The sequence below is a fragment of the Pseudomonas fluorescens genome (genome assembly GCF_040448305.1).
Lineage (GTDB): Bacteria > Pseudomonadota > Gammaproteobacteria > Pseudomonadales > Pseudomonadaceae > Aquipseudomonas > Aquipseudomonas fluorescens_BH.
The window spans coordinates 5,563,524-5,585,035 of sequence record NZ_CP148752.1 but is presented as its reverse complement, the minus strand read 5'-3'; the positions used below and the strand labels follow the sequence as shown (position 1 = coordinate 5,585,035).

Annotated in this window: 24 protein-coding genes and 2 pseudogenes; 21 read left to right on the top strand and 5 right to left on the bottom strand. The window is 58.7% G+C overall.

The genetic code is table 11. The annotated features are described in order from the left end of the window. The first annotated feature begins 83 nt into the window (after positions 1 to 83). Positions 84 to 425 (top strand): Grx4 family monothiol glutaredoxin, encoded by a 342-nt coding sequence (grxD, locus tag WHX55_RS25390; RefSeq protein WP_064679482.1) that lies wholly within the window; start codon positions 84 to 86, stop codon positions 423 to 425. A 181-nt stretch (positions 426 to 606) separates the two neighbouring features. Here the strand turns inward: grxD and bfr are convergent, their stop codons facing one another. Continuing rightward, a complete protein-coding gene (gene bfr / locus WHX55_RS25385; protein ID WP_008053519.1) occupies positions 607 to 1,083 on the bottom strand; it encodes a bacterioferritin in 477 nt (158 codons plus the stop codon). Positions 1,084 to 1,281: 198 nt separating this feature from the next. Next, positions 1,282 to 1,500, bottom strand: a complete 219-nt coding sequence (locus tag WHX55_RS25380; RefSeq protein WP_150726791.1) for a bacterioferritin-associated ferredoxin — start codon at positions 1,498 to 1,500, stop codon at positions 1,282 to 1,284. 311 nt (positions 1,501 to 1,811) lie between these two features. Here WHX55_RS25380 and WHX55_RS25375 point away from each other — a divergent pair, with 311 nt between their 5' ends. Next, positions 1,812 to 2,414 (top strand): peroxiredoxin, encoded by a 603-nt coding sequence (locus WHX55_RS25375; RefSeq protein WP_007985868.1) that lies wholly within the window; start codon positions 1,812 to 1,814, stop codon positions 2,412 to 2,414. Between the two features lie 271 nt (positions 2,415 to 2,685). Here the strand turns inward: WHX55_RS25375 and WHX55_RS25370 are convergent. From WHX55_RS25370 to suhB, 3 genes and pseudogenes are all read right to left on the bottom strand, one after another. Then, positions 2,686 to 3,208, bottom strand: a pseudogene (locus tag WHX55_RS25370) (IS4 family transposase); the annotation flags it as partial. A gap of 27 nt (positions 3,209 to 3,235) precedes the next feature. Then, positions 3,236 to 3,352: pseudogene (locus WHX55_RS25365) on the bottom strand (IS110 family transposase); the annotation flags it as partial. Between the two features lie 293 nt (positions 3,353 to 3,645). After that, on the bottom strand, positions 3,646 to 4,464 hold the full coding sequence (gene suhB / locus WHX55_RS25360) for an inositol-phosphate phosphatase (protein ID WP_007982736.1): 819 nt from the start codon (positions 4,462 to 4,464) through the stop codon (positions 3,646 to 3,648). 146 nt (positions 4,465 to 4,610) lie between these two features. Here suhB and trmJ point away from each other — a divergent pair, with 146 nt between their 5' ends. The 19 genes from trmJ to der all read left to right on the top strand — a co-directional run bounded on the left by trmJ (position 4,611) and on the right by der (position 21,391). Next, positions 4,611 to 5,381, top strand: coding sequence for a tRNA (cytosine(32)/uridine(32)-2'-O)-methyltransferase TrmJ (gene trmJ, locus WHX55_RS25355; RefSeq protein ID WP_103394285.1), 771 nt, complete (start codon positions 4,611 to 4,613; stop codon positions 5,379 to 5,381). 2 nt (positions 5,382 to 5,383) lie between these two features. Further along, positions 5,384 to 6,160: a serine O-acetyltransferase gene (cysE, locus tag WHX55_RS25350; RefSeq protein ID WP_151214027.1), complete on the top strand. Its 777-nt coding sequence runs from the start codon at positions 5,384 to 5,386 to the stop codon at positions 6,158 to 6,160. A gap of 187 nt (positions 6,161 to 6,347) precedes the next feature. After that, positions 6,348 to 6,839 carry a Fe-S cluster assembly transcriptional regulator IscR gene (gene iscR / locus WHX55_RS25345; RefSeq protein ID WP_003227911.1) on the top strand — a complete coding sequence of 164 codons (492 nt, stop codon included), beginning with the start codon at positions 6,348 to 6,350 and terminating at the stop codon, positions 6,837 to 6,839. Positions 6,840 to 6,889: 50 nt separating this feature from the next. Further along, the gene (locus WHX55_RS25340; RefSeq protein ID WP_150754510.1) at positions 6,890 to 8,104 is read left to right on the top strand and encodes an IscS subfamily cysteine desulfurase; all 1,215 of its coding nucleotides are present in this window, start codon (positions 6,890 to 6,892) and stop codon (positions 8,102 to 8,104) included. 101 nt (positions 8,105 to 8,205) lie between these two features. Further along, complete coding sequence (iscU, locus tag WHX55_RS25335; protein WP_007974006.1) at positions 8,206 to 8,592, top strand: Fe-S cluster assembly scaffold IscU; 387 nt, start codon at positions 8,206 to 8,208, stop codon at positions 8,590 to 8,592. A 27-nt stretch (positions 8,593 to 8,619) separates the two neighbouring features. Further along, positions 8,620 to 8,943 carry an iron-sulfur cluster assembly protein IscA gene (gene iscA / locus WHX55_RS25330; RefSeq protein WP_003227904.1) on the top strand — a complete coding sequence of 108 codons (324 nt, stop codon included), beginning with the start codon at positions 8,620 to 8,622 and terminating at the stop codon, positions 8,941 to 8,943. An 8-nt stretch (positions 8,944 to 8,951) separates the two neighbouring features. After that, positions 8,952 to 9,473 carry a co-chaperone HscB gene (hscB, locus tag WHX55_RS25325; RefSeq protein ID WP_046040913.1) on the top strand — a complete coding sequence of 174 codons (522 nt, stop codon included), beginning with the start codon at positions 8,952 to 8,954 and terminating at the stop codon, positions 9,471 to 9,473. Between the two features lie 51 nt (positions 9,474 to 9,524). After that, on the top strand, positions 9,525 to 11,387 hold the full coding sequence (gene hscA / locus WHX55_RS25320) for a Fe-S protein assembly chaperone HscA (protein WP_150754509.1): 1,863 nt from the start codon (positions 9,525 to 9,527) through the stop codon (positions 11,385 to 11,387). 2 nt (positions 11,388 to 11,389) lie between these two features. Beyond that, positions 11,390 to 11,731 (top strand): ISC system 2Fe-2S type ferredoxin, encoded by a 342-nt coding sequence (gene fdx / locus WHX55_RS25315; protein ID WP_007982752.1) that lies wholly within the window; start codon positions 11,390 to 11,392, stop codon positions 11,729 to 11,731. Positions 11,732 to 11,745: 14 nt separating this feature from the next. Beyond that, positions 11,746 to 11,946 carry a Fe-S cluster assembly protein IscX gene (gene iscX / locus WHX55_RS25310; RefSeq protein WP_150726786.1) on the top strand — a complete coding sequence of 67 codons (201 nt, stop codon included), beginning with the start codon at positions 11,746 to 11,748 and terminating at the stop codon, positions 11,944 to 11,946. A gap of 88 nt (positions 11,947 to 12,034) precedes the next feature. After that, positions 12,035 to 12,460: a nucleoside-diphosphate kinase gene (gene ndk, locus WHX55_RS25305; protein WP_007903599.1), complete on the top strand. Its 426-nt coding sequence runs from the start codon at positions 12,035 to 12,037 to the stop codon at positions 12,458 to 12,460. Between the two features lie 28 nt (positions 12,461 to 12,488). Continuing rightward, positions 12,489 to 13,631 carry a 23S rRNA (adenine(2503)-C(2))-methyltransferase RlmN gene (rlmN, locus tag WHX55_RS25300; RefSeq protein ID WP_150754508.1) on the top strand — a complete coding sequence of 381 codons (1,143 nt, stop codon included), beginning with the start codon at positions 12,489 to 12,491 and terminating at the stop codon, positions 13,629 to 13,631. 16 nt (positions 13,632 to 13,647) lie between these two features. Then, positions 13,648 to 14,406 (top strand): type IV pilus biogenesis/stability protein PilW, encoded by a 759-nt coding sequence (pilW, locus tag WHX55_RS25295; RefSeq protein WP_150754507.1) that lies wholly within the window; start codon positions 13,648 to 13,650, stop codon positions 14,404 to 14,406. Next, entirely contained in the window at positions 14,406 to 15,419 is a 1,014-nt protein-coding gene (locus WHX55_RS25290; protein WP_353741533.1) for a RodZ family helix-turn-helix domain-containing protein, read from the top strand. Before pilW ends, WHX55_RS25290 begins: the two co-directional genes overlap by 1 nt. Before the next feature lie 3 nt (positions 15,420 to 15,422). Beyond that, on the top strand, positions 15,423 to 16,532 hold the full coding sequence (gene ispG, locus WHX55_RS25285; RefSeq protein WP_003185136.1) for a flavodoxin-dependent (E)-4-hydroxy-3-methylbut-2-enyl-diphosphate synthase: 1,110 nt from the start codon (positions 15,423 to 15,425) through the stop codon (positions 16,530 to 16,532). Positions 16,533 to 16,569: 37 nt separating this feature from the next. Next, on the top strand, positions 16,570 to 17,859 hold the full coding sequence (hisS, locus tag WHX55_RS25280) for a histidine--tRNA ligase (RefSeq protein ID WP_046040930.1): 1,290 nt from the start codon (positions 16,570 to 16,572) through the stop codon (positions 17,857 to 17,859). Positions 17,860 to 17,900: 41 nt separating this feature from the next. Then, the gene (locus tag WHX55_RS25275) at positions 17,901 to 18,542 is read left to right on the top strand and encodes a tetratricopeptide repeat protein (protein WP_223446979.1); all 642 of its coding nucleotides are present in this window, start codon (positions 17,901 to 17,903) and stop codon (positions 18,540 to 18,542) included. Beyond that, positions 18,535 to 19,686 carry an outer membrane protein assembly factor BamB gene (bamB, locus tag WHX55_RS25270; RefSeq protein WP_353741532.1) on the top strand — a complete coding sequence of 384 codons (1,152 nt, stop codon included), beginning with the start codon at positions 18,535 to 18,537 and terminating at the stop codon, positions 19,684 to 19,686. Before WHX55_RS25275 ends, bamB begins: the two co-directional genes overlap by 8 nt. 235 nt (positions 19,687 to 19,921) lie before the next feature. Next, positions 19,922 to 21,391, top strand: a complete 1,470-nt coding sequence (gene der / locus WHX55_RS25265) for a ribosome biogenesis GTPase Der (protein ID WP_150754505.1) — start codon at positions 19,922 to 19,924, stop codon at positions 21,389 to 21,391. Positions 21,392 to 21,512: the final 121 nt, after the last annotated feature.

Below are 21,512 nucleotides of genomic sequence, written 5' to 3'. Positions count from 1 at the left end.
GAGACCGAGCAGGGCGCTCGGCTTTCCGTTACAATGCGCCACCGTGCCGACCCATGAGTCGGAAAGTTCAGCCGAGGTGCTCCATGGATATCATCGAAACGATTAAAGAGCAGATTGCCAACAACACCATTCTGCTTTACATGAAAGGCTCGCCGAATGCCCCGCAGTGCGGCTTCTCCGCGAAAGCCGCGCAGGCCGTGATGGCGTGTGGCGAAAAGTTTGCGTACGTGGACATCCTGCAGAACCCGGAAATCCGCGCCAACCTGCCAAAATACGCCAACTGGCCAACCTTCCCGCAACTGTGGGTCGGTGGTGAGCTGGTCGGTGGCAGCGACATCATGACTGAAATGGCTGCTGACGGTTCGCTGCAAGCCACCATCAAGGCTGCTGTCGAAGCCGCTGCTGCCAACAAGTCCGAAGCCTGATTCGCGGTATGTAGGAGCGAGCTTGCTCGCGATGGACTAGAAAACGCCGCGGGTTGTCAGGTATGCCGCGTAATCGTTAACGACCATCGCGAGCGAGCTCGCTCCTACATACAGGCACAAAAAGCCCCGCCTCTTAAAAGAGAGCGGGGCTTTTTATTGCATCGAGATTAACGGAACGAAGTTACTCGTCTTCGCCCATCTGCGATTGCAGGTAGTTTTCAAGACCCACTTTATCGATCAGCCCTAACTGGGTTTCCAGCCAGTCGATATGTTCCTCTTCGGACTCGAGGATATCTTCAAGCAGTTCACGGCTACCGAAGTCGCCAACTGTTTCGCAATGCGCGATGGCTACTTTCAGATCGGCATGGCCGGTTTTCTCGATACGCAGGTCGCACTCCAGCATTTCCTTGGTGTGCTCGCCGATGTGCAGCTTGCCCAGGTCCTGGACGTTCGGCAGGCCTTCAAGGAACAGGATTCGCTTGATCAGCTTGTCCGCGTGCTTCATTTCGTCGATGGATTCGTGGTACTCGTGCTTGCCGAGCTTGTTCAGGCCCCAATCTTCATACATGCGCGCATGCAGGAAATATTGATTGATCGCGACCAGCTCATTGGCAAGGATCTTGTTGAGATGCTGGATGACTGTAACGTCGCCTTTCATGATGGGGTCCTGCCCTGTATTAGCTGTCAATAGAACAGAGTTTGAGCCGCGTATTTAAGAGTGTCAAACCTAAGTTGTTGAAACTTAAATGAAAATTAATCGGAATAAGAATGTTTGTGTTCCGCGTCTAGAGCATAACTAGTTGATTTTGAGACATAAAAAAACCGGACATATGTCCGGTTCTTTAAAATTCGATATTTAAGCGGCTGTAAATTCTGTTGGAAAAGGAATTGCAGCCTGGGCCGATTGCAGTTTGGTCAGGGTCTCGCGGACCACTTCCTTGGCAAGGCAGGCACATTTGCCGCATTGACTGGCAACGCCGGTAGCCACACGGACTTCCTTGTAGCTGCAGCATCCTTCATAGATCGCATCGCGGATTTGACCGTCGGTGACGCCAGTGCAGAGGCAAACATACATAAGGAAGGTCCGTTGCTGATTGTGACTCAATTGCGATGGATCTTAATGTTAACGAGAATGATTGTCAAAGTGGTTTCAGAGCACTTTTCGCCATAAGCGGGTATGGCTGACGAACGGTCGGCCTCGCAAATCGGTGATACAAAACCGTCGGGGATTTCATCGTACCGGGAAAAAACAGCTAAGCCAGCTCAAACACGCGGTGTATGATGGCCGGTCTTTTGCGACCGGGGATCGTGTCACAGGGCTGTCGCCTCAGGGTGGCAGGCTGATGCGAACCCTGTTTCTCACGCTATTACACCAGGAGATATCCAATGAGCGTACTCGTAGGCAAACAAGCCCCTGACTTCACCGTACCGGCCGTACTCGGCAATGGCGAGATCGTTGACAGCTTCACCCTGTCCTCGGCGATCAAAGGCAAATACGGCCTGGTGTTTTTCTACCCGCTGGACTTCACCTTCGTTTGCCCGTCCGAGCTGATCGCTCTGGACAACCGCATGTCTGAATTCAAGGCACGCAACGTTGAAGTGATCGCTGTTTCGATCGACTCGCACTTCACCCACAACGCATGGCGTAACACTCCAGTGAACAATGGCGGTATCGGCCAGGTTCGCTACACCATGGCTGCCGACATCAAGCAGGACATCATGAAGGCCTACGACGTTCAGTCCGCTGACGGCGTGGCTTTCCGTGGCGCGTTCCTGATCGACGACAAAGGCGTTGTCCGCTCGCAGATCATCAACGACCTGCCGCTGGGCCGTAACATGGAAGAGCTGATCCGTCTGGTCGACGCTCTGCAATTCCACGAAGCGCACGGCGAAGTCTGCCCTGCCAACTGGAAAAAAGGCGACAAAGGCATGAACGCTTCGCCAGAAGGCGTTGCGGCTTACCTGACCGAGCACGCTGCCGCTCTGTAAGGCGCACGCTCCAGCTATAAAAAGCAGGTACAAAAAAACCGGCCGTCGAGGCTAATGCCAGTCAGTTAAGCTGACTGGCATTTTTGTTTTTGATCGGATACTTCGGGGGGTTGAGCCTGATTGCCCGGGGATAAATGCGCTCTTCCCGGCGATGCGGCAAGACATAGTGCGGGGCCGAGGCATGCAACTCGGCGAGATATTTGGGGATGTTCCCCGAGCGATCCGCAGAAACGCCGTTGATAAACCCCAGGATCACCCAAGTGCACGCGGTGAAGCTCAGTTCACGGATGGATGCCCGGACAACGACGGCTCATTTCCACCATCTGATAACGCAGCAGGTTGTAGCCCAGCTACACGCCCCACAACTCTTGCTCGATCATCTCGGGCGTCTTGCTACGCAGCGTGTAACTGCTGTTGAGCAGTGTCTGTTTCATTTCCCTGAACCCTGATTCGATCTCCCAGCGATGGCTGTACAGGTCGACGATTTCATCGGATGGGAAACGCAGCGGATCGGTCATCGACGTCAAAATCTGACAGACCTTGGCCTTGACGGTTTTGCTCAGGAGCCTTGCGGCCAGGCGCTCCGGCAATCCCGGCCAGTGCTTGCGGGCCAGCGGCGAAGTGCTTAACGAGACCACCGCATCCTGACGGCCCAAACGCTGAATGACTTCGTACTGCGCCCCTTTGCGTAACGGCATCAGTCAATGCCGCTCGGTGCTGGCCTGCTGCCATTAGTGCAACAGCCCCAAAGAGTAGAAACCGCGATCGAACAGCGTCAGCGAGTGATCCGGCGTGCAGGTTGGTAGCTGCGCCAAGCTTCTGAGCAACTGTCCACGGGTCATCTTCTTGCGCAAAACCTGATGGCCTTGAGTGTCCTGGTCATGCAGGTGGAAACTGTGTTTGCCAATGTCGATACCGAGAAGCGTCATCGTGTTCATGAGAGATCCTCCGCCGAAAACGAGAAAAGCCCTGCAAGTGTAAACCTGCAGGGCTTCTCGGTCAGGCTGACCATCTCATTAAATCCGATGCCTATTCAGGCATCGGACTTTGATTTCTTGCGGCCAAAGGTCAAGCAATGAGACTTAACTGATCGGCATTAGCCTGCGGGGTGCTTTTTTGTGCTCGCGATTTATGCACCACCGCCGCTCCCACATTGGGTTTGTGGTGTGTCAGGGGTTGAATCGCAGGCATAAAAAAGCACCCCGAAGGGTGCTCTTTTGTCGCTGGAAGCTTAGCGCTTCAGCGAGGCCGGCAGGTGCGGCTGGATCGCCGTCAATACTGCCTTGAAGCACTTGGTGTTGCCGGCAACGACGTGGCCTTTTTCAAGGAAGTCGTGACCGCCGGTGAAGTCGCTCACCAAACCGCCGGCTTCCTGGATCAGCAGGGCGCCTGCAGCCATGTCCCACTCGGACAGGCCCGATTCCCAGAAGGCGTCGAAACGGCCGGCGGCCACGTAGGCCAGGTCCAGGCTCGCCGAACCTGCGCGGCGGATGCCGGCGGTCTGGCCAACCAGGGCGCGGAACATGCCCAGGTAGTTGTCGAGGTTGTCCATCTGGTCGTCACGGAACGGGAAGCCGGTACCCAGCAGGGCGCCGTCCAGGCTGGTGCGGCCGCTGACGCGCAGGCGACGACCGTTCAGTTGAGCGCCACGACCACGGCTGGCGGTGAATTCTTCCTGGCGAACCGGGTCCAGAACAACAGCGTGTTCCAGGCGACCGCGGTATTTGCAGGCGATGCTGACAGCGAAGTGAGGAATGCCGCGCAGGAAGTTGGTGGTGCCGTCCAGTGGATCGATGATCCACAGGTACTCTTCGCCTTCGATGCCGGTGCCGGCGTGCATGCCGGTCTCTTCACCCATGATCGAGTGATTCGGGTAGGCCTTGCGCAGGGCATCGATGATTTTCTGTTCGGCGGCGCGATCCACCTCGGATACGTAATCCTTGGCGTCTTTTTCGTCGACCTTGATGGTATCCAAGCGCTCGATGGAGCGGAAGATCAATTCACTGGCGCTGCGGGCGGCGCGCAGCGCGATATTCAGCATGGGCTGCATGGATGTGTCACCTAAGGTTGTTAAAGAAAGCCGGGCATTCTATCAGAAAGTTTCTACAGGAGAAGGACGACGTTCGCTTTCATAGCTTAACGGTAGGTGTAGCTGTAAGATTCTGCTCCCGATTATTGTGTTCGAGAGCGCCTCCCTTGCTGCAAAACATTCGTGTCGTCCTGGTCAATACCAGCCATCCGGGCAATATCGGCGGGGCTGCGCGTGCCATGAAGAACATGGGGCTGTCGCGGCTGGTGCTGGTCGAGCCTCGTCTGTTCCCGCATCACGAGGCCGATGCCCGTGCTTCCGGTGCCGGAGACATCCTTGAAAACGCGCAAGTCGTCGCCACCTTGGAAGATGCCCTGGTCGGCTGCAACCTGGTGCTCGGCACCAGCGCCCGCGACCGGCGCATTCCCTGGCCGCTGCTCGATCCCCGCGAATGCGGAACGAAGGTGGTCGAGGAAGCGGGGCAGGGTGCGGAAATTGCCCTGGTGTTCGGTCGTGAAGATTCCGGCCTGACCAACGAAGAGCTGCAGCGATGTCATTATCACGTGCACATTCCATCAGACCCTGAGTTCAGTTCGCTGAACCTTGGGGCGGCGGTGCAGGTGTTGGGTTATGAAGTGCGCATGTCCTGGCTGGCGGCCCAAGGTCAGCCGAGCAAGGTCGAGAAGGAAGAAGTGGCTTCGGTCAAAAGCGCTGAGCTGGCGACCATGGACGAGCTGGAACGATTCTATGAACACCTGGAGCAGACCCTGGTGGCCATCGAATTCCTCGATCCGGAAAAGCCACGGCACTTGATGGCGCGCCTGCGCCGGTTGTACGGACGCAGCTCGGTCAGCCGGGCGGAAATGAATATTTTGCGTGGCATCCTCACGGAAACCCAGAAAGCGGCCCGTGGTGAGCTCCTTAAGCGGAAGGATTAATGATGTTCGAGCGTTTGCGTGAAGATATCCAGAGCGTATTCCACCGAGACCCGGCGGCGCGTAACGCTTTTGAAGTCCTGACCTGCTACCCCGGCATGCATGCCATCTGGATTCACCGTTTGTCGGCGATGCTGTGGCGCGGGGACCTGAAATGGCTGGCGCGGTTGGTGTCGAATTTCGGCCGCTGGCTGACCGGGATCGAGATCCATCCGGGTGCCAAGGTCGGTCGTCGTTTCTTCATTGACCATGGCATGGGCATCGTTATCGGTGAAACCGCCGAAATCGGCGATGACGTGACTATTTATCAGGGCGTGACCCTGGGCGGCACCAGCTGGAACAAGGGCAAGCGTCACCCGACCTTGGGTGATGGCGTCGTGGTCGGGGCGGGCGCGAAGGTGCTGGGCCCGTTCACTGTCGGTGCCGGGGCCAAGGTGGGTTCCAATGCCGTCGTGACCAAGGAAGTGCCGCCGGGTGCCACTGTGGTGGGTATTCCGGGGCGGATTATCGTCAAGTCCGATGTCGAGCAGGACGCCAAGCGCAAGGCCATGGCCGAGAAGATCGGTTTTGATGCCTACGGCCTCAGCGAAGACATGCCCGACCCGGTGGCACGTGCCATTGGTCAACTGCTTGATCACCTGCAGGCGGTCGATGGGCGTCTGGAGGGGATGTGCGGGGCGTTGAAGGATCTGGGCAGCAATTACTGTGCGAAAGATCTGCCTGAGCTGCGCGAAGAAGACTTTGCCTGCGTAAAAGACAAAGACGAAAGCAAGGCCGGTTGATGTCTCCTGCACGGGTCGCAATCAGGTAATGGCAGAGCGCTGACCGGTGTGCCATTAGGCCGCAGACCCTGCTATGATGCGCCCGCTCTTTTGCGGGTAAACCTGACTAAAGTACTAGGTCTAATAGTTGACTTAAATACTCGGGAATTGCATACTCGCCTCATTCCGAACTCCGTGGTAATTGTCCATGCGACTGACTACAAAAGGCCGATACGCCGTGACCGCCATGCTCGATCTGGCATTGCACGCGCAGCACGGGCCCGTGTCCCTGGCCGATATCTCCGAGCGCCAAGGCATCTCCCTGTCCTACCTCGAACAGCTTTTCGCCAAATTGCGCCGCAGCAATCTGGTGTCCAGCGTGCGTGGTCCGGGCGGTGGCTACCAATTGTCCCGCGACATGCAGGGCATCCAGGTCGCCCAGGTGATCGATGCGGTGAACGAATCGGTCGATGCAACCAAATGCCAAGGGCAGGGTGATTGCCATTCCGGCGACACTTGCCTGACTCACCACTTGTGGTGCGATCTGAGCTTGCAGATTCACGAATTTCTGAGCGGTATCAGCTTGGCTGATCTTGTGACTCGCCGTGAGGTGCAAGAAGTAGCCCAGCGTCAGGACCAGCGCCGTTGCAACAGCAAGGCGCCACGCCTGGACAAGATTGAAGCGTCCGCCGTCGAATGACAGCCGAAGAGCTAGCGGCACGCCAGCCAGCCTGATTTAGGAGATAGTCCATGAAATTGCCGATTTACCTTGATTACTCTGCGACCACCCCGGTTGATCCGCGTGTTGCGCAAAAAATGAGTGAATGCCTGCTGGTCGACGGAAACTTCGGTAACCCGGCGTCCCGTTCCCACGTGTTCGGCTGGAAAGCCGAAGAGTCCGTCGAAAACGCCCGTCGTCAGGTCGCTGACCTGGTCAACGCCGACCCGCGTGAAATCGTCTGGACCTCCGGTGCCACCGAATCCGACAACCTGGCAATCAAGGGTGCGGCGCATTTCTATGCCACCAAGGGCAAGCACCTGATCACCACCAAGATCGAGCACAAGGCTGTCCTGGACACCATGCGCCAACTGGAGCGTGAAGGTTTCGAAGTGACCTACATCGAGCCTCGCACCGATGGTCTGGTGACCCCTGAGATGATCGAAGCCGAACTGCGCGACGACACCATCCTGGTTTCGGTCATGCACGTGAACAACGAAATCGGCACCATCAACGACATCGCAGCGATCGGCGAACTGCTCCGTTCCAAGGGCATCCTGTTCCACGTCGACGCCGCTCAGTCCACCGGCAAGGTCGAGATCGACCTTTCGAAGCTGAAAGTCGACATGATGTCGTTCTCCGCCCACAAGACCTACGGTCCTAAAGGCATCGGCGCCCTGTACGTAAGCCGCAAGCCACGCGTACGTATCGAAGCGACCATGCACGGTGGCGGCCACGAACGCGGCATGCGTTCCGGCACCCTGGCGACCCACCAGATCGTCGGCATGGGTGAAGCTTTCCGGGTAGCCAAGGAAGACATGGCTGCCGAAAACGCGCGCATCAAGGCATTGAGCAACCGTTTCTACAAGCAGGTCGAGCACCTGGAAGAGCTGTACGTCAACGGCAGCATGACCGCCCGCGTTCCGCACAACCTGAACCTGAGCTTCAACTACGTTGAAGGCGAGTCGCTGATCATGGCGCTCAAGGACCTGGCAGTTTCGTCCGGTTCGGCCTGCACCTCGGCGTCCCTTGAACCTTCGTACGTACTGCGCGCCCTGGGCCGCAACGACGAACTGGCACACAGCTCGATCCGCTTCACCTTCGGCCGTTTCACCACCGAAGAAGAAATCGACTACGCCGCGCAGAAAGTCTGCGAGGCTGTTACCAAGCTGCGCGCTCTGTCGCCGCTGTGGGACATGTACAAAGACGGCGTCGATATCTCGAAAATCGAGTGGGCGGCACACTAAACAAAGAAGCCGCCGGATACAGGTCCTGTAGCAGCGCGGCGGTAAACGCAGCGCAACTGCAGGGTCTCAAGAGCGGCCCTGATGAGTGAGGATTGAGAATCATGGCTTACAGCGAAAAGGTCATCGACCACTACGAAAACCCGCGCAACGTCGGCAAGATGGACGCGGAAGACCCTGATGTCGGCACCGGCATGGTCGGCGCTCCGGCGTGCGGCGACGTGATGCGCCTGCAGATCAAGGTCAACGACGCCGGCATCATCGAAGATGCCAAGTTCAAGACCTACGGCTGCGGTTCGGCTATCGCTTCCAGCTCCCTCGCCACCGAGTGGATGAAGGGCAAGACCCTGGACGAAGCGGAAACCATCAAGAACACCCAGCTGGCTGAAGAACTGGCCCTGCCGCCAGTGAAAATCCACTGCTCGGTACTCGCTGAAGACGCTATCAAAGCGGCCGTTCGCGATTACAAGCAGAAAAAAGGCTTGATCTGATTTTTGGCGACGAGTAAGGAGTCACCGATGGCTATCAGCATGACAGAAGCGGCTGCTCGACACGTGCGGCGCTCCCTCGACGGGCGCGGCAAAGGTGAAGGGATTCGTCTGGGTGTTCGCACCACAGGCTGTTCCGGCCTTGCCTACGTGCTGGAGTTTGTCGACGAGGTGGTTGCAGAGGACCAGGTGTTCGAAAGTCACGGCGAAAAAGTGATCATCGACCCGAAGAGCCTGGCCTACCTGGACGGCACCGAGCTCGATTTCGTCAAGGAAGGGTTGAACGAAGGCTTCAAGTTCAACAACCCCAACGTACGCGGTGAATGTGGCTGCGGCGAAAGCTTCAACATCTGAGGCTTGTCGTGGGTACTCCTTGTCATTTCGCTTTATTTGAGCTGCAACCGAGTTTCGATCTGGACCTCGATCAGCTGGCTACGCGCTACCGTGAGTTGGCGCGCAGTGTTCATCCGGACCGCTTTGCCGACGCTTCCGAGCGTGAGCAACGGCTGGCGCTAGAGCAATCCGCGAGCCTCAACGAGGCCTACCAGACGCTCAAGAGCCCACCCAAGCGCGCGCGTTACCTGCTCGCCTTGAATGGTGGCGAGCTGCCGCTGGAGGTCACGGTGCATGATCCGGAGTTTCTTTTGCAGCAGATGGAGTTGCGTGAAGAGCTCGAAGACCTGCAGGACAGCGCCGATCTCAATGGCGTTGCCGTCTTCAAGCGTCGCCTGAAGGCTGCCCAGGATGAACTGAACCAAAGCTTCGCAGCTTGCTGGAACGATGCCGCGCACCGTGAACAGGCCGAACGCCTGATGCGGCGCATGCAGTTCCTCGACAAGCTCACCTACGAAGTGCGCCAGTTAGAAGAGCGCCTCGACGATTAACCCAGTGCCGCTCCGGTCGCACGCCTGATATACAGATAAGTCCTGATAACGATGGCCCTACTGCAGATCGCCGAACCCGGCCAAAGTCCTCAACCGCACCAGCGTCGCCTGGCTGTGGGGATCGACTTGGGTACTACCAATTCGCTGGTCGCTGCATTGCGCAGTGGTCTTTCCGAGCCACTTGCCGACGCAGAAGGGCGGGTCATCTTGCCGTCTGCCGTGCGCTACCACGCCGATCGCGTCGAGGTTGGCGAATCCGCCAAGCTGGCCGCCGCCACCGATCCGTTGAACACCGTGCTGTCGGTCAAGCGCTTGATGGGTCGTGGTCTGTCCGACGTCAAGCAGCTGGGTGATCAGTTGCCGTACCGCTTTGTCGATGGCGAGTCGCACATGCCGTTCATCGACACGATCCAGGGCCCGAAAAGCCCGGTGGAAGTCTCTGCCGATATCCTCAAGGTCTTGCGTCAGCGTGCTGAAGCGACCCTGGGTGGCGAACTGGTGGGCGCGGTGATCACCGTTCCGGCCTATTTCGACGACGCTCAGCGTCAAGCCACCAAGGATGCGGCCAAGCTGGCCGGTCTGAACGTGCTGCGTTTGCTCAATGAGCCGACCGCGGCAGCCGTGGCTTACGGTCTGGATCAGCACGCCGAAGGCCTGGTCGCGATTTATGACCTGGGCGGCGGCACCTTCGATATTTCGATTCTGCGCCTGACCGGCGGTGTCTTCGAAGTCCTGGCTACCGGCGGCGATAGCGCCTTGGGCGGCGATGACTTCGACCACGCGATCGCTGGCTGGATCATCGAGAGCGCCGGCCTGTCCGCCGACCTCGATCCGGGTGCGCAACGCAATTTGCTGCAAACCGCTTGTGCGGCCAAGGAAGCCCTGACCAATGCTGCGGCCGTTGAAGTGGCCCATGGCGACTGGAAAGCCGAACTGACCCGCGAAGCCTTCAATGCGCTGATCGAGCCGATGGTCGCTCGAAGCCTGAGGTCCTGCCGTCGTGCGGTGCGTGATTCCGGGATCGAACTGGAAGACGTGCATGCCGTGGTCATGGTCGGTGGTTCGACTCGCGTGCCTCGCGTTCGCGAAGCCGTCGCCGAAGCCTTCGGTCGCCAGCCGCTGACTGAAATCGACCCGGATCAAGTGGTCGCCATTGGTGCTGCGATCCAGGCCGATACCCTGGCCGGCAACAAGCGCGACGGTGACGAGCTTCTGTTGCTGGACGTGATTCCGTTGTCCCTGGGACTGGAAACCATGGGCGGCCTGATGGAGAAGGTGATTCCGCGCAACACCACCATCCCCGTCGCCCGCGCCCAGGACTTCACCACTTATAAAGACGGCCAGTCGGCCATGGCGATCCACGTATTGCAGGGCGAGCGCGAGCTGATCAGTGACTGTCGCTCTCTGGCGCGCTTCGAATTGCGCGGCATTCCGGCGATGGTGGCTGGCGCGGCGAAGATTCGCGTGACCTTCCAGGTCGATGCCGACGGTCTGCTCAGCGTTTCCGCCCGCGAACTGGGTTCGGGCGTTGAAGCCAGCATTCAGGTCAAGCCGTCCTACGGCCTGACCGACGGCGAAATCGCCAGGATGCTCAAGGACTCGTTCCAGCATGCCAATGACGACAAGGTTGCCCGCGTACTGCGTGAGCAGCAGGTCGACGCCCAGCGCCTGATCGAGGCGGTGCAGGCTGCTCTGGAGGCGGATGGCGAGCGCTTGCTTGACGCCGAAGAGCGCCTTGTTATCGACATGCAGGTGCAGGAACTGACCGAACTGATGAAAGGTACCGATGGTTACGCCATCGAGCAGCAGACCAAGCGTCTGTCGCAAGTGACCGACGCCTTTGCTGCCCGCCGCCTGGACTCGACGGTGAAAGCCGCGCTGGCGGGGCGCAACCTGAATGAGATTGAGGAATAACGATGCCGCAGGTCATTTTTCTGCCACACGAGAAGTTCTGCCCCGAAGGCATGGTTGTAGAGGCTGAGACCGGTACGTCCATCCTCGAGCTGGCACATGAGCACCATATCGAGATGGAAAGTGCTTGCGGTGGCGTCTGCGCCTGCACTACTTGCCACTGCATCATCCGCGAGGGTTTCGACTCGCTGGAAGAGGCTGACGAGCTGGAAGAGGACTATCTTGACAAGGCTTGGGGGCTGGAAGCGCAATCGCGCCTGGGTTGTCAGGCCAAGGTCGGTACCGAAGACCTGACCGTCGAAATTCCGAAGTACTCGCTCAACCACGCAGCCGAAGCAGCGCACTGATTCAAGGAATTGTCATGAAACTCAAGTGGACTGATGTGCTGGAGATCGCGATCCAGCTGGCTGAAAGCAAGCCCGACGTGGACCCTATGTCGGTCAACTTCGTCGATCTGCGTAAATGGGTGATGGAACTGCCCGATTTCGACGACATGCCTGAGCATTGTGGCGAAAAGATCCTGGAGGCCATTCAGGCCAACTGGATCGAAGAACGCCACTGAGCCACGCCGCAGGTTAGGCAATACCCGAGAACCCGCGTATAATTCGCGGGTTTAATTTTTCGTAAATTACCGTTTCTGGAGTTACACCATGGCTGTTCAACGTACTTTCTCCATCATCAAGCCTGACGCCGTTGCTAAAAACGTTATCGGCGAGATCACCACTCGTTTCGAAAAAGCTGGCCTGCGCGTTGTAGCTTCGAAGCTGAAGCAACTGTCCAAAGCCGAAGCTGAAGGCTTCTACGCTGAGCACAGCGCTCGTGGTTTCTTCAACGACCTGGTTGCTTTCATGATCTCCGGTCCGGTTGTCGTTCAGGTTCTGGAAGGCGAAAACGCTATTGCTCTGAACCGTGAGCTGATGGGCGCTACCAACCCTAAAGAAGCTGCTGCCGGCACCATCCGTGCTGACTTCGCTGACTCCATCGACGCCAACGCTGTACACGGTTCGGACTCCGAAGCCGCTGCCGCTCGCGAAATCTCGTACTTCTTCGCAGCTACTGAAGTAACCACTCGCTAAGCATTGGCTTAAGAGTGAAGGTGAATCCATGACTACATCGACTGTAAAAATTAACCTGCTGGGTCTGACTCAGCTGGAAATGGAAAAATTCTTCGACTCAATCGGGGAGAAGCGTTTCCGTGCCGGTCAGGTAATGAAATGGATTCACCACTTTGGTGTCGATGATTTCGATGCCATGACGAACGTCAGCAAGGCCTTGCGTGAAAAACTCAAGGTTGTTGCTGAGGTCCGTGGTCCGGAAGTGGTCAGCGAGGACATCTCCAGCGACGGCACCCGCAAGTGGGTGGTGCGCGTGGCGTCCGGCAGCTGCGTCGAGACCGTGTACATTCCCCAGGGCAAACGCGGCACCCTGTGCGTTTCGTCCCAGGCAGGCTGTGCCCTGGATTGCAGTTTCTGCTCCACCGGCAAGCAAGGCTTCAACAGCAACCTCACCGCCGCCGAAGTCATCGGCCAGGTGTGGATTGCCAACAAATCCTTTGGCAGCGTCCCGGCAACCGTCGACCGTGCCATCACCAACGTGGTGATGATGGGCATGGGTGAGCCGCTGCTGAACTTCGACAACGTCGTCGCGGCCATGCATTTGATGATGGACGACCTGGGCTACGGCATTTCCAAGCGCCGTGTGACCCTGTCGACCTCCGGCGTGGTGCCGATGATCGATGAGCTCTCCAAGCACATCGACGTCTCCCTGGCGTTGTCCCTGCACGCACCGAATGACGCATTGCGTAACCAATTGGTGCCGATCAACAAGAAGTATCCGCTTAAGATGCTGCTCGAGTCGTGCCAGCGCTACATGTCGAATCTCGGCGAAAAGCGCGTGCTGACCATCGAATACACCTTGCTCAAAGACATCAATGACAAGGTCGAGCACGCGGTGGAAATGATCGAGCTGCTGAAGAACATCCCGTGCAAGATCAACCTGATCCCGTTCAACCCGTTCCCGCACTCCGGTTACGAGCGCCCGAGCAACAACGCTATTCGTCGTTTCCAGGATCAGCTTCATCATGCCGGCTTCAACGTCACCGTCCGCACCACCCGTGGTGAAGACATCGACGCCGCATGTGGTCAATTGGTAGGGCAGGTGCTGGATCGCACCCGTCGCAGCGAACGTTATATCGCCGTGCGTGAACTCAACGCCGACAACGATGTAGCGCAAGACGCCGCGAAATAACCAAGAGAGGAACTCTATGTCCCTGCGCTTTGCGCTGCTTTTGCTGTTGGCCAGCCTGTGTGCTGGCTGCGTGCTTTCGGGCGATTACAACCCGATGAAGACCAGCAAGGGCCGTGATGAAGCGCGTCAGGCATATGTGCAACTCGGTATCGGGTATTTGCAACAAGGCATGACCGAGCGCGCCAAGGTTCCGCTGAAGAAAGCGTTGGATCTGGATGACTCCGACCCGGATGCCAATGCGGCGCTGGGGCTGGTGTTCCAGGCCGAGATGGAACCTGCACTTGCCGACGAGCATTTTCGCAAGGCACTGTCTTCCCGTCCCGCCGATGCACGAATCCTCAATAACTACGGCAGTTTTCTGTTCGAGCAGAAGCGTTACAAGGAAGCCTACGAGCGCTTTGAACAAGCCGCTGCCGATACCCTGTATCCTGAGCGTTCGCGAGTGTTCGAGAACCTGGGCATGACTGCTGCAATGCTCGGTCAGCGTGATCTGGCCCTGCAGCAACTGGAAAAAGCCCTGCGCCTGAACCGCCAACAACCTCGTGCATTGCTGGAAATGGCTGAGTTGTCTTACGAAGACAGGCATTATGTGCCCGCACGTGACTATTACGACCGTTTTAGCCAGCTCTCCGAACAAAATGCACGTAGTCTGTTGCTCGGCATTCGGCTGGCAAAAGTGTTCGAAGACCGCGACAAGGCCGCAAGTGCCGGCCTGCAACTAAAAAGACTCTATCCCGGTACGCCGGAATATCAGCAATACCTGTCGGAGCAATGATGAAAGCGGCGCATCCCGAAGTTGTAGCAGCGAATCGCGTAAACCCCGGTGAGATTTTGCGCCAGGCCCGCGAAAGCAATGGCTGGTCGCTGGCCGAAGTGGCCCTCAAGCTCAACCTCACCACCACTTCCCTGAGCAATTTGGAAGCAGGCGCCTTTGACAAGCTGCCCGGGCATACTTTTGCCCGTGGTTACATTCGTGCCTATGCCAAATTGCTCGGCATGGACCAGGCCGTTCTGGTCCAGCAATTCGATCAATCCACCGGTACCGATTCCCAGGGCAGCAGTGTTCACAGCCTGGGTCGTATCGAAGAACCGGTCCGGGTTTCCCACACCATTTTGCGAATCGTCAGCCTGCTGTTGCTGGTCGCGGTGATTGGCGGCGGTTTTGTCTGGTGGCAGGATCAGACCTCGATGCGCACCAAGGACCTGATCGGTCTGGCACCAGAGCACGTTGAAGTCGAAGGCGCCGACGGTACGACACAGATTCACCCGCTGGACGAGCCGGAAGACCAAGCCGTCGTGGAAGGTCAGACCGAAGGCGGAACCGTCCTCGCGCTGCCACAGGCCGACGCTCCGGCTGAAGCACCAGAGCAGGCTCAAGCGACTGCACCCGTCGCCCCGGCAGCGCCGACCACACCAGCCGTATCCGCGCACACCACGCCGGCAACTCCGGTTCCGGCAGCTCCTGCCGTCCCGGCCCCTGTGGTGACTGCACCGGTGGCCCCTGTCGCTCCGGCTCCTGCTCCAGCGGTAGCCGCGCCAGTGGCCGGTCAAGGCCAGGTCAAGGTGCAGTTCACCGCCGATTGCTGGACACAAGTGACCGACGGTAGCGGCAAGGTGCTGTTCAGCGGTCTCAAACGCAAAGGCGACAGCCTGGCAGTCAATGGCAAACCACCGTTTACCGTGCGCCTGGGCTTTGCCCGTGGCGCTCAGGTCAGCTACAACGGCCAGCCGGTTGATGTCGCTCCGTTCACCAGTGGCGAGACTGCTCGCCTGAAATTGGGTCAATAAGTCATGCACGGCGAATCTCCAATCAAACGTCGCGAATCCCGCAAGATCTGGGTCGGTAACGTGCCTGTTGGCGGCGATGCGCCTATCGCTGTGCAGAGCATGACCAACAGCGACACCAACGATGTCGCGGCCACTGTCGCGCAAATCAATCGCCTGGAAGCAGCCGGCGTCGATATCGTGCGGGTCTCCGTACCGGACATGGACGCCGCCGAAGCCTTCGGCAAGATCAAGCAGCTGGTCAAAGTCCCCCTGGTTGCCGACATTCACTTCGACTACCGGATCGCTTTGCGCGTAGCCGAACTGGGTGTCGATTGCCTGCGGATCAACCCGGGCAATATCGGTCGCGAAGACCGCGTGCGTGCGGTGGTGGATGCCGCCCGTGACCGCGGTATCCCGATCCGTATCGGCGTCAATGCCGGTTCCCTGGAAAAAGACCTGCAAAAGAAATACGGCGAGCCGACCCCGGCTGCGCTGGTCGAGTCTGCCTTGCGTCACGTCGAGCACCTTGAACGCCTGAACTTCCAGGACTTCAAGGTCAGCGTGAAAGCCTCCGATGTGTTCATGGCCGTCGAAGCCTACCGCTTGCTGGCCAAGGAAATCGTCCAGCCGCTGCACCTGGGGATCACTGAAGCCGGTGGATTGCGTTCCGGCACGGTGAAATCTGCCGTGGGCCTCGGTATGCTGCTCGCCGAAGGGATTGGCGATACTATCCGCATCTCGTTGGCGGCCGACCCGGTCGAGGAAGTGAAAGTCGGCTACGACATTCTCAAATCCCTGCACCTGCGTTCCCGTGGCATCAACTTCATCGCCTGCCCGAGCTGCTCGCGGCAGAACTTCGATGTGGTCAAGACCATGAACGAGCTGGAAGGGCGCCTCGAAGATTTGCTGGTGCCGCTGGATGTCGCGGTTATCGGTTGCGTGGTCAACGGCCCGGGCGAAGCCAAGGAAGCCCATATCGGCTTGACCGGTGGCACGCCGAACCTGATTTACATCGACGGCAAGCCGTCGCAGAAGCTGACGAATGACAATCTGGTGGATGAGCTTGAACGCTTGATCCGCCAGAAAGCGGCCGAAAAGGTCGAAGCTGACGCTGCCGTTATCGCGCGCGGCTGAACCTGACTGAAGAGCCGAACGAATTTAAGGATTTATAGTGAGCAAGTCTCTGCAAGCCATTCGTGGCATGAATGACATCCTGCCCGAACAGACCCCTCTGTGGCGTCATTTCGAGGGCACCGTTTCGCGCCTGCTGGATAACTACGGTTACAAGCAGATCCGCATGCCGATCGTCGAGTTCACCGAACTGTTCAAGCGTTCCATCGGTGAAGTGACCGACATCGTCGAAAAAGAGATGTACACCTTCGACGACCGCAACGGCGACTCCCTGACCCTGCGCCCTGAAGGCACGGCGGCCTGTGTGCGCGCGGTGCTGGAGCACGGCATCACCGGCGGCGGCCAGGTTCAGAAACTCTGGTACATCGGCCCGATGTTCCGCCACGAGCGTCCGCAGAAAGGCCGTTATCGCCAGTTCCACCAGATCGGTGTCGAGGTGTTCAACCTCGACGGTCCGGACATCGACGCCGAGCTGATCGTGCTGACCTGGCGCCTGTGGGGCGAACTGGGCATCCGCGATGCGGTCAAGCTCGAACTGAACAGCCTGGGCACCAGCGAATCCCGTGGTCGTTATCGTGAAGCACTGGTCGAGTTCTTGTCGCAACACCTGGACAAGCTGGACGAAGACAGCCAGCGCCGCCTGAAGACCAACCCGTTGCGCGTCCTGGACACCAAGAACGCCGAGACACAGGCGATTCTGGTCGATGCGCCGAAAATGGCCGACTACCTCGACGAAGAGTCCCGCGTGCACTTCGAGGGCCTCAAGGCTCGTCTGGATGCCGCGGGCATTCCCTACGTGATCAACCCGAAGCTGGTTCGCGGGCTGGATTATTACAGCAAGACCGTTTTCGAATGGGTCACCGACAAACTCGGCGCCCAGGGCACCGTGTGTGCCGGTGGCCGTTACGACGGCCTGGTGGAGCAGATGGGCGGCAAGCCGACCGCCGGTGTTGGCTTTGCCATGGGCATCGAGCGCCTGGTGCTGCTGCTGGAAACCCTGGAGCAGATCCCGCAAGAGATCTCCCGCCAGGTCGACGTCTACCTCTGTGCCTTCGGTGAAGCTGCCGAACTGGCCGGCCTGACCCTGGCGGAGCGCGTTCGTGATCAGTTGCCCAACCTGCGCCTGCAAGTGAATGCCGGCGCCGGCAGTTTCAAAAGCCAGTTCAAGAAGGCCGACAAGAGCGGCGCGCTGTACGCGCTGATCCTCGGTGACGACGAAATGGCCCAGCAAGTGGTAGGTTTCAAACCCCTGCGTGGCCAGGGCGAACAACAAAGCATTGCCTGGGATGCGCTTGCAGCACACCTGGCCACCTGCGTCGTGCAGGGTTGAAGCTGTCTAAACAGCCGAATTAGCGATTAAGGAGTATTGGGGTGTCGAGTACCGAAGACGAACATCTGGCGGATTTCAAGGAGTGGTGGTCACGCAACGGCAAGCCCCTGGTAACTGGCGGCCTGTTGGCGCTGGTCATCGTGTTCGGCTGGCAGGCGTTCCAGAAATATCAGAGCAATCAGTCGCAAGGCGCCTCGATTCTCTATCAGCAATTGCTCGAAACCACGCTGACGCCTGACGGCAAGCCTGATGCGGCCCGTGTTTCGGACCTGGCCGGCAAGCTCAACAGCGAGTTCGGCGGCAGCGCCTACGCACAGTACGGAAGCCTGTTCGTGGCCAAGGTTGCGGTCGACAGCGGCAAGCTGGACGACGCAGCCACCGAGCTCAAAGCCATTGTCGCCAAACCGGCCAACCCGGCGCTGGGCGAAATCGCCCGTCAGCGTCTGGCCCAGGTACTCGGCGCGCAGAACAAGGCCGACGAAGCGCTGAAGCTGCTCGAAGGCGATGCCGACAAGGCATTCCTGGCCACTCGCGAAGAGCTCAAGGGCGACCTGCTGGTGCAGTTGGGTCGTACCGATGAGGCGAGCGCGGCGTATCAAAAAGCCAAGGCGGCACTGTCGGATGAAGCGGCGGTCGGTGGCCTGCAAATCAAGCTGGACGACCTTGCCAAAGGGGATGCGTGACGTGATTCGTTGGAAACATGCAGCATTGCTGGCCCTGGCCATTTTGGCCGCGGGTTGCAGCAGCAACAGCAAAAAAGAACTGCCTCCGGCCGAACTGGTCGACTTCAAGGAAGAAGTGGTTCTGCAGAAGCAGTGGAGTCGTTCGATCGGTGACGGTCAGGGCGAATCCTACAACATGCTGGTTCCGGCCATCGATGGCGATACCATCTATGCCGCCGACGTCACTGGCGTGTTGATGGCGATGGACCGCAACACCGGCGATGTCAAATGGAAGAAAGACCTCGAGCTGCCTGTCTCAGGCGCCGTTGGCGTAGCTTACGGTCTGGTCACCATTGGTACGATCAAGGGTGAAATCGTTGCCCTGGACGCGATCAACGGTGAAGAAAAGTGGCGCGCTCGCGTGTCCAGCGAAGTACTGGCACCGCCAGCCAACAACGGTGACGTCGTGGTGGTTCAGACCCAGGACGATCGTCTGATCGGCCTGGATGCCTCCACCGGTAACCGTCGCTGGATCTATGACAGCACGCCTGCGGTACTGACCCTGCGTGGTACCAGTGCGCCGATCGTGACCAACCGCCTTGCGGTGGCTGGCCTGTCGACCGGTAAAGTGGTTGCCGTGGACATCTCCAACGGCGTACCGGTGTGGGAACAGCGCGTAGCGATCCCGCAAGGTCGTTCGGAGCTGGAACGCGTGGTCGACATCGACGGTGGCTTGCTGCTGTCGGGCGAGACGCTGTATGTCGCCAGCTATCAGGGGCGCGTTGCCGCTCTGGACTTGCAAAGCGGCCGTCAGCTCTGGCAGCGTGATGCTTCCAGCTATTCCGGTGTCGCCCAGGGTTTCGGTACCGCTTATGTGAGCCTGTCTTCGGGCACCGTTGAAGGCATCGACGAGCGTTCCACCACAGCCTTGTGGAGCAACGACTCGCTGGCCCGCCGTCAACTGTCGGCTCCGGAAGTGTTCTCCAGCTATGTTGCAGTCGGTGACCTGGAAGGTTACCTGCACCTGCTGAGTCAGGTGGACGGTCGTTTCGTCGGCCGCGAGCGCATCGACAGCGACGGCCTGCGTGCCCGTCCGCTGGTGGTGGGTGACACGATTTATGTGTATGGCAACAGCGGCAAACTGGAAGCCCTGACCATCAAGTAAGAACTATGCTTGGGGTTTAACCCCCAAGCGGCTTCACTGTTTGTACAACTGTAGGAGCGAGCCTGCTCGCGATGGACGCCAACGATGACGCTGGCGTCCTGAATAAACGCGCTGCCCTGGCGTTTTTCGCGAGCAGGCTCGCTCCCACAGAAAAGCACACAGTGATTGCCCCGAGCACCAGCCGCTGCCTCGCAGCGGCTTTTGTATTTTCTGAAATAACGAAGTGGAGAGCCGCATGGTTCCCGTAATCGCCCTGGTGGGCCGACCAAACGTCGGCAAGTCCACCTTGTTCAACCGCCTGACCAGGACTCGTGACGCCATCGTCGGCGACTTGTCTGGTCTGACCCGTGATCGCCAGTACGGTGAGGCCAAGTGGCAAGGGCGTTCCTACATTCTGATCGACACCGGCGGTATCTCCGGTGACGAGCACGGTATGGACGAAAAAATGGCCGAGCAGTCTCTGCTGGCCATTGAAGAAGCGGATGTCGTTCTGTTCCTGGTAGATGCCAAGGCCGGCTTCACCGCCGCCGACCAGATGATCGCCGAGCATTTGCGCAAACGTAACAAGCGTTCCTACGTGGTTGCCAACAAGGTCGACAACATCGACCCTGAAATGGCCCGCGCCGAATTCGCTCCGTTGGGCATGGGCCACGCGATCCCGATCGCCGGTGCCCACGGCCGTGGCATCACCCAGATGCTGGAAATCGCCCTGAGTGACTTCCCGAAAGACGACGACGAGCTGGAAGAAGGCGAGGAAGAAGACGTCGCCGAAGGCGAGGAAGCCAAGCGCATTCCTGGCCCAAGCGAAAAAGACGGGATCAAGATCGCGATCATCGGCCGGCCGAACGTCGGCAAGTCGACCCTGGTCAACCGCATGCTCGGGGAAGACCGGGTAATCGTCTACGACCAGCCCGGCACCACCCGCGACAGTATCTACATCCCGTTCGAGCGTAATGACGAGAAGTACACGCTGATCGACACCGCCGGTGTGCGCAAGCGCGGCAAGATCCACGAAGAAGTCGAAAAGTTCTCCGTGGTCAAAACCCTGCAAGCGATCAAAGACGCCAACGTGGTGATCTTCGTGATGGACGCCCGCGAAGGCGTGGTGGACCACGACCTCAACCTGCTGGGCTTTGCCCTTGAGGCCGGTCGTGCATTGGTCATCGCGATCAACAAGTGGGACGGCATGACGCCGAGCGAGCGCGACTTCGTCAAGATCGAGTTGCAGCGTCGTCTGTTCTTCGTCGAGTTTGCCGATATTCACTTTATCTCGGCACTGCACGGCACCGGCGTGGGCAACCTCTACGCTTCCGTGCAGAACTCGTTCAAGTCTGCGGTTACCCGCTGGCCAACCAACCGCCTGACCCAGATTCTGGAAGATGCGGTTGGCGAGCACGCGCCACCGATGGTCAACAACCGCCGGATCAAGCTGCGCTATGCCCACCTCGGTGGCGCGAACCCGCCGATCATCGTGATCCACGGTAACCAGATCGAGAAGGTGCCGAAGTCCTACGTGCGTTACCTGGAAAACACGTATCGCCGTGTGCTGAAGCTGGTCGGTACGCCGATCCGCATCGAGTTCAAGGGTGGCGAGAACCCGTACGAAGGCAACAAGAACACGCTCACCGACCGTCAGGTCAACAAGAAGCGTCGTTTGATGTCGCACCACAAGAAGGCCGACAAGAAGCGTCGCGACAAGCGCTGATTGAGGTTTTTCCCGTGGGATGGAAAGGGCGCCAATGGCGCCCTTTTTCATGCCTGCCGTTTGGGCTATCCTCGGACTCCCCCGCGCCGCCGTAGAGCCGGGTGTAGAGCAGGGAACCACC

Coding starts and splice junctions, on each gene's coding strand:
- iscU (WP_007974006.1), top strand. CDS start 8,206: ATGGCTTACAGCGAAAAGGTCATCGACCACTACGAAAACCCGCGCAAC.
- pilW (WP_150754507.1), top strand. CDS start 13,648: ATGTCCCTGCGCTTTGCGCTGCTTTTGCTGTTGGCCAGCCTGTGTGCT.
- ispG (WP_003185136.1), top strand. CDS start 15,423: ATGCACGGCGAATCTCCAATCAAACGTCGCGAATCCCGCAAGATCTGG.
- bamB (WP_353741532.1), top strand. CDS start 18,535: ATGCGTGACGTGATTCGTTGGAAACATGCAGCATTGCTGGCCCTGGCC.
- ndk (WP_007903599.1), top strand. CDS start 12,035: ATGGCTGTTCAACGTACTTTCTCCATCATCAAGCCTGACGCCGTTGCT.
- der (WP_150754505.1), top strand. CDS start 19,922: ATGGTTCCCGTAATCGCCCTGGTGGGCCGACCAAACGTCGGCAAGTCC.
- grxD (WP_064679482.1), top strand. CDS start 84: ATGGATATCATCGAAACGATTAAAGAGCAGATTGCCAACAACACCATT.
- WHX55_RS25380 (WP_150726791.1), bottom strand. CDS start 1,500: ATGTATGTTTGCCTCTGCACTGGCGTCACCGACGGTCAAATCCGCGAT.
- WHX55_RS25375 (WP_007985868.1), top strand. CDS start 1,812: ATGAGCGTACTCGTAGGCAAACAAGCCCCTGACTTCACCGTACCGGCC.
- suhB (WP_007982736.1), bottom strand. CDS start 4,464: ATGCAGCCCATGCTGAATATCGCGCTGCGCGCCGCCCGCAGCGCCAGT.
- fdx (WP_007982752.1), top strand. CDS start 11,390: ATGCCGCAGGTCATTTTTCTGCCACACGAGAAGTTCTGCCCCGAAGGC.
- iscA (WP_003227904.1), top strand. CDS start 8,620: ATGGCTATCAGCATGACAGAAGCGGCTGCTCGACACGTGCGGCGCTCC.
- iscX (WP_150726786.1), top strand. CDS start 11,746: ATGAAACTCAAGTGGACTGATGTGCTGGAGATCGCGATCCAGCTGGCT.
- rlmN (WP_150754508.1), top strand. CDS start 12,489: ATGACTACATCGACTGTAAAAATTAACCTGCTGGGTCTGACTCAGCTG.
- iscR (WP_003227911.1), top strand. CDS start 6,348: ATGCGACTGACTACAAAAGGCCGATACGCCGTGACCGCCATGCTCGAT.
- bfr (WP_008053519.1), bottom strand. CDS start 1,083: ATGAAAGGCGACGTTACAGTCATCCAGCATCTCAACAAGATCCTTGCC.
- cysE (WP_151214027.1), top strand. CDS start 5,384: ATGTTCGAGCGTTTGCGTGAAGATATCCAGAGCGTATTCCACCGAGAC.
- WHX55_RS25290 (WP_353741533.1), top strand. CDS start 14,406: ATGAAAGCGGCGCATCCCGAAGTTGTAGCAGCGAATCGCGTAAACCCC.
- WHX55_RS25340 (WP_150754510.1), top strand. CDS start 6,890: ATGAAATTGCCGATTTACCTTGATTACTCTGCGACCACCCCGGTTGAT.
- hscA (WP_150754509.1), top strand. CDS start 9,525: ATGGCCCTACTGCAGATCGCCGAACCCGGCCAAAGTCCTCAACCGCAC.